The 7,768-nt window shown below is 68.9% G+C and carries 7 protein-coding genes; all 7 read right to left on the bottom strand.

Annotated elements, in window-relative coordinates; translation table 11 throughout:
* Positions 1-866: 866 nt before the first annotated feature.
* Entirely contained in the window at positions 867-1,001 is a 135-nt protein-coding gene (locus ACIQD6_RS08070; protein WP_401879480.1) for a hypothetical protein, read from the bottom strand.
* A gap of 288 nt (positions 1,002-1,289) precedes the next feature.
* On the bottom strand, positions 1,290-3,182 hold the full coding sequence (locus ACIQD6_RS08065) for an APC family permease (RefSeq protein WP_401879477.1): 1,893 nt from the start codon (positions 3,180-3,182) through the stop codon (positions 1,290-1,292).
* Between the two features lie 390 nt (positions 3,183-3,572).
* Positions 3,573-4,364, bottom strand: a complete 792-nt coding sequence (locus tag ACIQD6_RS08060) for an SDR family oxidoreductase (RefSeq protein ID WP_401879475.1) — start codon at positions 4,362-4,364, stop codon at positions 3,573-3,575.
* Complete coding sequence (locus ACIQD6_RS08055) at positions 4,361-4,594, bottom strand: ferredoxin (RefSeq protein WP_401879472.1); 234 nt, start codon at positions 4,592-4,594, stop codon at positions 4,361-4,363. The genes ACIQD6_RS08060 and ACIQD6_RS08055 overlap by 4 nt, the downstream gene beginning before the upstream one ends.
* Before the next feature lie 4 nt (positions 4,595-4,598).
* Positions 4,599-5,864: a cytochrome P450 gene (locus ACIQD6_RS08050; protein ID WP_401879470.1), complete on the bottom strand. Its 1,266-nt coding sequence runs from the start codon at positions 5,862-5,864 to the stop codon at positions 4,599-4,601.
* Between the two features lie 72 nt (positions 5,865-5,936).
* Positions 5,937-6,728, bottom strand: coding sequence for an ABC transporter permease (locus ACIQD6_RS08045; protein WP_401879467.1), 792 nt, complete (start codon positions 6,726-6,728; stop codon positions 5,937-5,939).
* Positions 6,728-7,732 carry an ATP-binding cassette domain-containing protein gene (locus ACIQD6_RS08040; protein ID WP_401879465.1) on the bottom strand — a complete coding sequence of 335 codons (1,005 nt, stop codon included), beginning with the start codon at positions 7,730-7,732 and terminating at the stop codon, positions 6,728-6,730. The genes ACIQD6_RS08045 and ACIQD6_RS08040 overlap by 1 nt, the downstream gene beginning before the upstream one ends.
* Positions 7,733-7,768: the final 36 nt, after the last annotated feature.

Raw genomic sequence — 7,768 nt, 5'->3', positions numbered from 1 at the left:
AGTACGCCAAATTCTCCCTGGCCTCAAGGGGCATTTCCCCAATGAGGCCAAAGAGCATTTTCCGGACATCCGGAGGGAAATTGATCTCCTCCACTCAACACTCCCCACCCCACTCGCCGCCGGACGGCGCGCCCACCTTCGTCGCCTGCCACCGAGTCCCGTCAGCCGCGTAGGACCACACGCCTGCGGTCTCGTCAGCTGCTGAGAGCGAGCACCATGTGCGACCGGACCGGGCCATCGAACAGATCAGGCTTCATTGAGCTCATATCAGGTACCAGGAAGGGACGAGTTCGAGAAGCGTGAATACCGCACCCGCCACCATGCCCCTTTCCCTGCCGAAGGGTTACACCACCGGGCATCGGATCCAGGCAGCATCGCGAGACCGGAAAGGCGAGGTCGACATCCGCTGGTCCGCACAACTGACCCTAATGAGTGATCACTTCACGGTCCAACGAATCTCATCGCCACCCGGCGCCGACCTGTGCACTTTCGCCGGATCACGGGTAAGGGTTCATCTCGATGACGGCTGAGGTCCTCCGGAGAGGCCCTCACTCGCCCCCTGGCGCGTCGGCCACTGTGCGGCCCTCATGCCGCACACTCATCTCCAAGCGCAGGTCAGGACCGATCAGCGGCGATACGAGCCCACGCGCCTGCCCTCCGAGCGGCCGCGCTTTCCCCCACCCCGCTCCTGGATGTCCTGGCGAAAACCGTCGGCGAAAAACACGGATGCCGAGCAACCAGCCATGTATCGCATGGTTGTGAAAGTCTGAAAGAAAAAGCGAAGGGAAAAGCACCCGGAGGCCTGCTCCTTGCGACTGATGATCGCAAGGAGCAGGCCCGGGAGACCACGGGGGGGCGGGCGGAATTCAGCGCCAAGGACTGGTGTACCAGGTGTATTTATCGCCACCCACCCAGCGCACTTTGTCCGGGTCGTCGAGGTCGGAGGCCTTGAGGCCGAGCCGATGGACGTGACTCAGTACGTCTTCGATCGAAAATGCCATGCCGACCGGTTCTCCTTCGACCTCTACGAGCCGGAACGGTGGGTTTCCGTCGTGGACTTTCAGAACCACGATGGGTGTGAGCGGCGCTCGCGGAATATCGCTTCCCGTCATCGACGGACCTCTCTCCCTTACGCGTACCGGGCCGCGTCCACATACCCCCACCTGTGGCCGTATATCGTATTTTACGACGATGGGATGCGCTCAGCTTCCTGCCCGGGGACATGCGCCCCGGCCGACCTGTTCCCGGGCCCCACCCGAGCCCCACCCGAGCCCCAGGCCGGACGAGCCTCAGGCGACTTCCGGCCGGAAACGGAGCCGGCAGATGGCGACGTCGGTGTCGCGGCGCATCGCGTGGGCGACGACGGCGCCCCGTTGGTTCTGCAGCAGCCGCAGCCAGAGGTGGGCGGGCTCGGTCTCGGGGATGAGCACGGTGATGCGTGTACGGGGGTGCTGGCCGGCCAGTTCCCGTACGTACGAGGTGAGCGGGCGCCCCAGCGAGCGGGTGGTGGACGGCACGTCGACCAGGGCGACGCCAGGGTTCCACAGCTCCCAGTCACGCCGGAGCGACTCGGCGGCCCGCTTGTCCTCCGGGTCGGAATGGACGACGGTCACCGCCAGCACATCGTCTCCGAGGGAGGCCGCGGCGCCGAGCGCCTCGCGGGTCAGACGGGAGATCCCGGAGACAGGGACGACGACCAGCGAGCGGTCCCGGCGCGGAGCCTCGGGAATCCGGCCCAGGTCGAGGGCCTCACCGATCCGGTCGTACGCGCGGTGGGTCCGCTCGAAGGCGAGGACGAGCAGCGGCAGCGCGATCACGACGAGCCAAGCGCCCTCGGTGAACTTCGTGGCGGTCACCACGATCGCCGCGATGCCGGTGAGCAGCGCGCCGAATCCGTTGAGCGCCGTCTTCCACCGCCAGCCGGGCGTCCGTTCGAGGCGCCAGTGACGGACCATGCCTGCCTGGCAGAGCGTGAACCCGACGAAGACACCGATCGCGAAGAGCGGCACCAGGGTGTTGGTGTCCCCGCCGGACACGGCCAGCATCGCGGCTGACACGGCGGCGAGGGCGAGCACGCCGTGTCGGTGGACCTGGCGGTCGGCCTTGAGGCCGAAGACGTGCGGCAGATAGTTGTCCCGGGCGAGCAGACTCATCAGGACGGGCAGCCCGCCGAACGAGGTGTTGGCCGCCAGCGCGAGCAGCACCATCGTCGCGAACTGCACGACGTAGAAGGCCCAGTTGTGGCCGAGGGAGGCGTCCGCGAGCTGGGCGAGGACGGTCACTCCCTCGACCGGTCGCAGATGAAAGCGGCCGATGAGCACCGACAGCCCGATCAGCATGACGCCGAGCAGCGCGCCCAGAGCGACCTCGGTGCGCTGGGCCCGCCGGGCGGCCGGGGCGCGGAAGGACGGCACGGCATTGGCGACGGCCTCGACCCCGGTCAACGCCGAGCAGCCGGAGGCGAAAGCTTTCAGCAGGAGGAGCGCGCCGACCGTTGTCGCGCCCTGGCCGAGCGCGGAAGCGTGTCCGGCGGCGGTCGCGGTGCTCGCCGGAGCATCACGGAACAGTCCGACGACGATGATGGCGAAGATGCTGCCCACGAAGATCGCGGTGGGGACGATGAAAGCCTTCGCGGAGTCCACGATGCCGCGCAGGTTCACGCACGTGACCAGCGCCAGCACAACCAGGCAGATCCACAGCCGGTCGCCGTACAGCGAGGGGAAGGCCGAGGTCAGGGCGGCGACCCCGGCGGTCACGGAGACGGCCACGTTGAGGACGTAGTCCAGGACCAGCGAGGCCGCGGCGGCCAGCGCGGGGCGCCTGCCCAGATGCGCCTTGGACACCGCGTACGCGCCGCCGCCGTCCGGGAACGCGGCGATCACCTGCCGGTACGAAGCGACGAGCACCGCGAGCAGCCCGGCGATCGCGAGGGTGACGGGCAGGGTGAAACCGAGGCCGTGCGCCCCCGCGGCGGCCAGCACGAGGACGATCGCCTCCGGCCCGTACGCGACAGACGCCATGGCGTCCAGCGACAGCGCCGCCAGTCCCTGCGTCGTGGTCAGCTTGTGCCGGCCGCCGGGATCCCCGGCCGCGGCTGCGGCCCGTACGTCGGTATCGGGGGGCTCCTCATCAGCCCCGGTGATGGTCTCGGACGAGTCCTCGCCCCGGAAAGCCATCGGCATAGTGCTTGGCGCCTTTCATCGTCGGAAGGGCCAGCTTCAGGGAGCGATCGCACGTCAGCACGCTCCCTTGTCGGATCTCTGGCACCCCGCGCCGGAGTCTTGACGGGCCCGTGACGTGCACCGCGTCACGAACGACGTCAGCCTGCGGCTCGCCCTGCTCCCGCCGCGGACCGGTGGGAGCTTCGCGCCGGAACACATCCTTCAGGTAGAGCACCAGGGCGGCGCCGAGCACCCAACCCGGAGGAGGCGCAGGTGTGCCTGCTTCTGCTGAAGCTGGTGGCGTCACTGAATCCCTCGGCCCTGGACGACAGCACGCCATGAGGAGTCCGCCTGCCGTGCGGATACGCACGGCAGGCGGGAGGGGACGTTCACCCGTGACGCGCCAAGGGCCTAGAAGAACCCGCCATCCGCCTCGATGACGCGGCCGGTGATGTACGAGGCGTCATCGGAGGCGAGGAACGCGGTGACGGCGGCGCTCTCCTCCGGGCGGGCCAGGCGGCCCAGGGCGCCGTGCATCTTCTCCCAGACGTCCAGCGGGACATCGAGCAGCGGGTGCTTGTAGCTGAGTGCGTGAGTGTTGGCCATATCAGTGACGGTTCCGCCGGGGGCGATGGCGTTGATCGTGATGCCGCGCGCGCCGAGCTCCGGTGACAGGTTGAGCACCATGCTGTTCACCGCGCCCTTGCTGGCGGCGTACAGGGTGTGGTGGAAGACGGCGCGCTTGGCGCTGACCGACGAGGTGAGTACGATCCGTCCGCCGTCGGGGAGGTGGCGTGCCGCGTGCTGGACGGCGAAGAGCTGGCCGCGGGTGTTGACGGAGAAGACCCTGTCGAAATCCTCCGGCGTGATCTCGTCGAGGCGGCCGAAGTGCTCGATCCCCGCGTTGCTCACCAGGATGTCGAGCTTGCCGTAGCGCTCGACGACCTGATCGACGAGACGTCCGGTCTGTTCCGGGTCGGAGACGTCCGCCTGGATCGCGATCGCGTCGGTGGTGCCGTCCTCGACCAGGTTCAGCGTGTCCGGGCCGGTGGGGTCGGGGGTGAACACCTGGCCCTTCGCGGCCACGGCCGAGGGGCCAACAGGGATCAGGCCGTCGGGCAGCAGACTGGGGTGTCCGATGCGGCCGGTGTGCATGAGCTGGGCGAAGATCACGCCGCCGCGCTCGTGTACGGCGTCGGTCACCCGGCCGTAAAATCCGGGCGGTTGAGGGCGATGGCTCCGGCGGGGCAGAGGCCGACGGCCATCCGGGCGGCGGCCCGGTGCTCGGGGGCGGGCGCCGGGTGCAGGAGCACCACCAAGCCCTCCTCGTCGTCCTGGTCGAAGACCTCGGGAGCCGTCAGGGCGCACATGCCGGCGCCGGCGCAGCGGTCTCGGTCGACGCTGAGACGCGACGGCTCTCGTGGGTCGCTCATGCTGCTACTCCTTGTCCCAGGTGACGGGCAGGCTGATCACGCCGTAGATGTTGGAGCGGTCACGCAGCGGCACCTCCTGCGGCGGCACCGCGAGGCGCAGGGTGGGGAATCGGGCGAAGAGCGCCCGGAACGCGACGGTCATCTCGACGCGGGCGAGCTGCTGGCCCAGGCACTGGTGGGGGCCGTGGCCGAAGGCCAGGTGCCCGGTGGCTTTGCGGTGGATGTCGAGCCGGTCGGGGTCGGGGAACCTGTGCGGGTCGCGGTTGGCGGCCTGCACGGAAATGGTCACCGTCTCGCCCGCCCTGACGAGTTGGCCCTCCACCTCGACGTCATCGAGTGCCGACCGCGGCAGTGGGTCCGCCACGCTGAGGTAGCGCAGCAGCTCTTCCACGGTCTTCTCGGCGAGTGCGGGGTCGGCGCGCAGGGCGTCCAGCTGGTCGGGGTTGCTCAGCAGGGCGAAGGTGCCGAGGCCGAGCATGTTCGCGGTGGTGTCGAGTCCCGCGGCGAGCAGAAACCCGCCGATTCCGGCCAGTTCCTCGTCGGTGAGGTCAGAGGTGGTCAGATCGCTGAGCAGGTCGTCGGTGGGCTCGGCGCGCTTGGCGAGAACCAGTTCGCCCACGTACTGAAGCAGCGCCATATAGGCCTCGCCCTTCGCCTCCCCATCCGCCGTCTGGTCGAAGACGGTCGCCACCTGGCTCTGGAAGCGCTCCCGGTCGGCGTACGGCACGCCGAGCAGCTCGCAGATCACGAGTGCGGGCACGGGCTGCGCGAACGCCTCCATCAGGTCGGCCGTGGGCCCGGTCTGCTCCATGGCGTCCAGGCACTCGGTGGTGAACTGCTCGACCCGTTCGGCGAGTTGGCGCATACGGCGGACGGTGAACTTACCGGTGAGCAGGCGCCGGTACCGGGTGTGTTCGGGGCCGTCGAGGCCGCTGATGTCGCCGACCGGAGCCGACGGTAACTCCCCCGACAGGCCCTCTATCGGCACCGGCGTATGCATGAGTTCGTAGCGTGAGCTGAAGCGCGGGTCGGCCAGGATCGCGCGGGCCGCGGCGTGTCCGGTAGCCAGCCACCCTGTGTGTCCGTCGGTGTAGCGCATGCGGCGCATCGGCTTGTCGCTCAGTGCGGTGAGTTCGGCGGGCGGGTCGAAGGGGCAGCCGGTGCGCCGGTCGGTGGGCAGGGTGGGCGGCTCTTCGACGGTGGTGTCGGTGACGGTGGTGTCGGCGGTGTCGGTGACGGTGCTGTCGACGGCCGTCGGGTCGTACGACATGGGATCCTCCTGCGATCGTCGGGCGGAGTGCGGATCGTGCGAATCGGTGAAGTGGCGTGAGGAGAGGGGCGGTCAGCGCTTGGCACCGGTCCTGAAGGTACGGCGCGCCCACAGGTAGCCGACCAGCGAGAGCGCCGCGCACCAGGCGAGGCCGATGGCCGCGCTGGAGCCGATCTCGGTGCCGAGCCACAGGCCGCGCAGGGTCTCGATGACCGGGGTGAAGGGCTGGTTCTCGGCGAACCAGCGCAGGCCGGCGGGCATGGACTCGGGCGGCACGATGGCGCTGCCGATGAACGGCATGAACGTCAGCGGCATCGGGATGTTGCTCGCGGTCTCCGGGTTCTTGGCGACCAGGCCGATACCCGCGGAGAGCCAGGTGAGCGCGAACGTGAGCAGGGTGAGCAGGCCGATGGCGGCGACCCATTCGACGGGCGTCGCGCTGGGGCGGAAGCCCATCAGAAGGGCGACGCCGATGACGAGCGTGATGCTGGTCATCGTCTGGATCACACCGCCGACGACATGGCCGGTCAGGAACGAGGCCCGGGAGATCGGCATCGTACGGAAACGGTTGACGATGCCCTCGGTCTTGTCGACACACACGCTGATCGCGGTGGTCAGAGCGCCGGAGGTGGCGGCCATCAGGATGATGCCGGGCGCCACGTAGTCGATGTAGTCGCCGCTGCCGGTGGGCAGGCCGCTGATGCCGGCGCCCAGGGCACTGCCGAAGACGTAGTTGAACAGCAGCAGCATCATGACGGGCATGATGACGACGGTGAGCGTCAGGGACGGATAGCGCAGGGCCTTCTTGAGGTTGCGCCGCAGCATCGTCCTGGAGTCTCTGGCGGCGTAGGACACGGTGGCCATCAGGCGTTCTCCTTGAACGATGCGACGCTGTCGGCGGGACGGGGCTGACCGGTGAGGGTCAGAAAGACGTCATCGAGGTCGGGGGTGTGCACGGTGAGGGACTCGGCCCGGACGGCGGTGGACTCCAGGGCGTCGAGGACGGCCCGCAGGTTGGGGATGGAACCGTCGCTGGGGACCTGCAGGGTGAGGGAGTCCTCGTCGCGCGTGGCGATGCCGAAGATGCCCGCGGCGGTGTCCAGGCCCTGGGCGTCGGCGAACCGCACCCGGATGTGACCACCGGGGATGCGCTGCTTCAGCTCGTCGGCGGTGCCCTCGGCGATCAGCCTGCCGTGGTCCAACACGGCGATTCGGTCCGCGAGTTGGTCGGCCTCTTCGAGGTACTGGGTGGTCAGGAAGATGGTCACGCCGTCGTCGGCGACAAGGTCGCGGATGATCTCCCACATGGTGCGCCGGCTGCGCGGGTCGAGTCCGGTGGTGGGCTCGTCGAGGAAGATGATCCGTGGATCGCCGACCAGGGTCATCGCGAGGTCCAGCTTGCGCCGCATACCGCCGGAGAAGGTGACGGCGGTCTTGCCCGCGACCTCGGACAGGTCGAAGCGACGCATCAGGTCCTTGGCCCGCCGCTTGCCCTCGCGCCGGTCGAGGTGGTGCAGATCCGCCATGAGGAGCAGGTTCTCCTCGGCGGTCAGCAGATTGTCGACGGCCGAGAACTGGCCGGTGACGCCGATCGCTGAGCGCACCGCGTCGGCGGCCCGGGTCAGATGGCGGCCCGCGACCCAGGCCTCGCCCGCGTCGGCGTCGATGAGCGTGGAGAGGATCTCCACCGTGGTGGTCTTGCCGGCGCCGTTGGGCCCGAGCAGAGCGAAGACGGTGCCTTCGGCGATGTTCAGGTCGATGCCGTCGAGCACGAGTTTGTCGCCGTAGGACTTGCGCAGTCCGGTGGCGGTGATCGCCGGCGCCGTCGCGTTCGCGGCGATCGGCGCGGATGTCCGGGTGGCAGTCATGCCGCTTTCCTTTCGGGGGTGCGGAGTTGGGGGTAC

It is taken from the genome of Streptomyces sp. NPDC088400 (genome assembly GCF_044753355.1).
GTDB lineage: Bacteria > Actinomycetota > Actinomycetes > Streptomycetales > Streptomycetaceae > Streptomyces.
The sequence above is the reverse complement of the archived record's forward strand: the minus strand, read 5'-3'. Positions and strand labels throughout refer to the sequence as shown.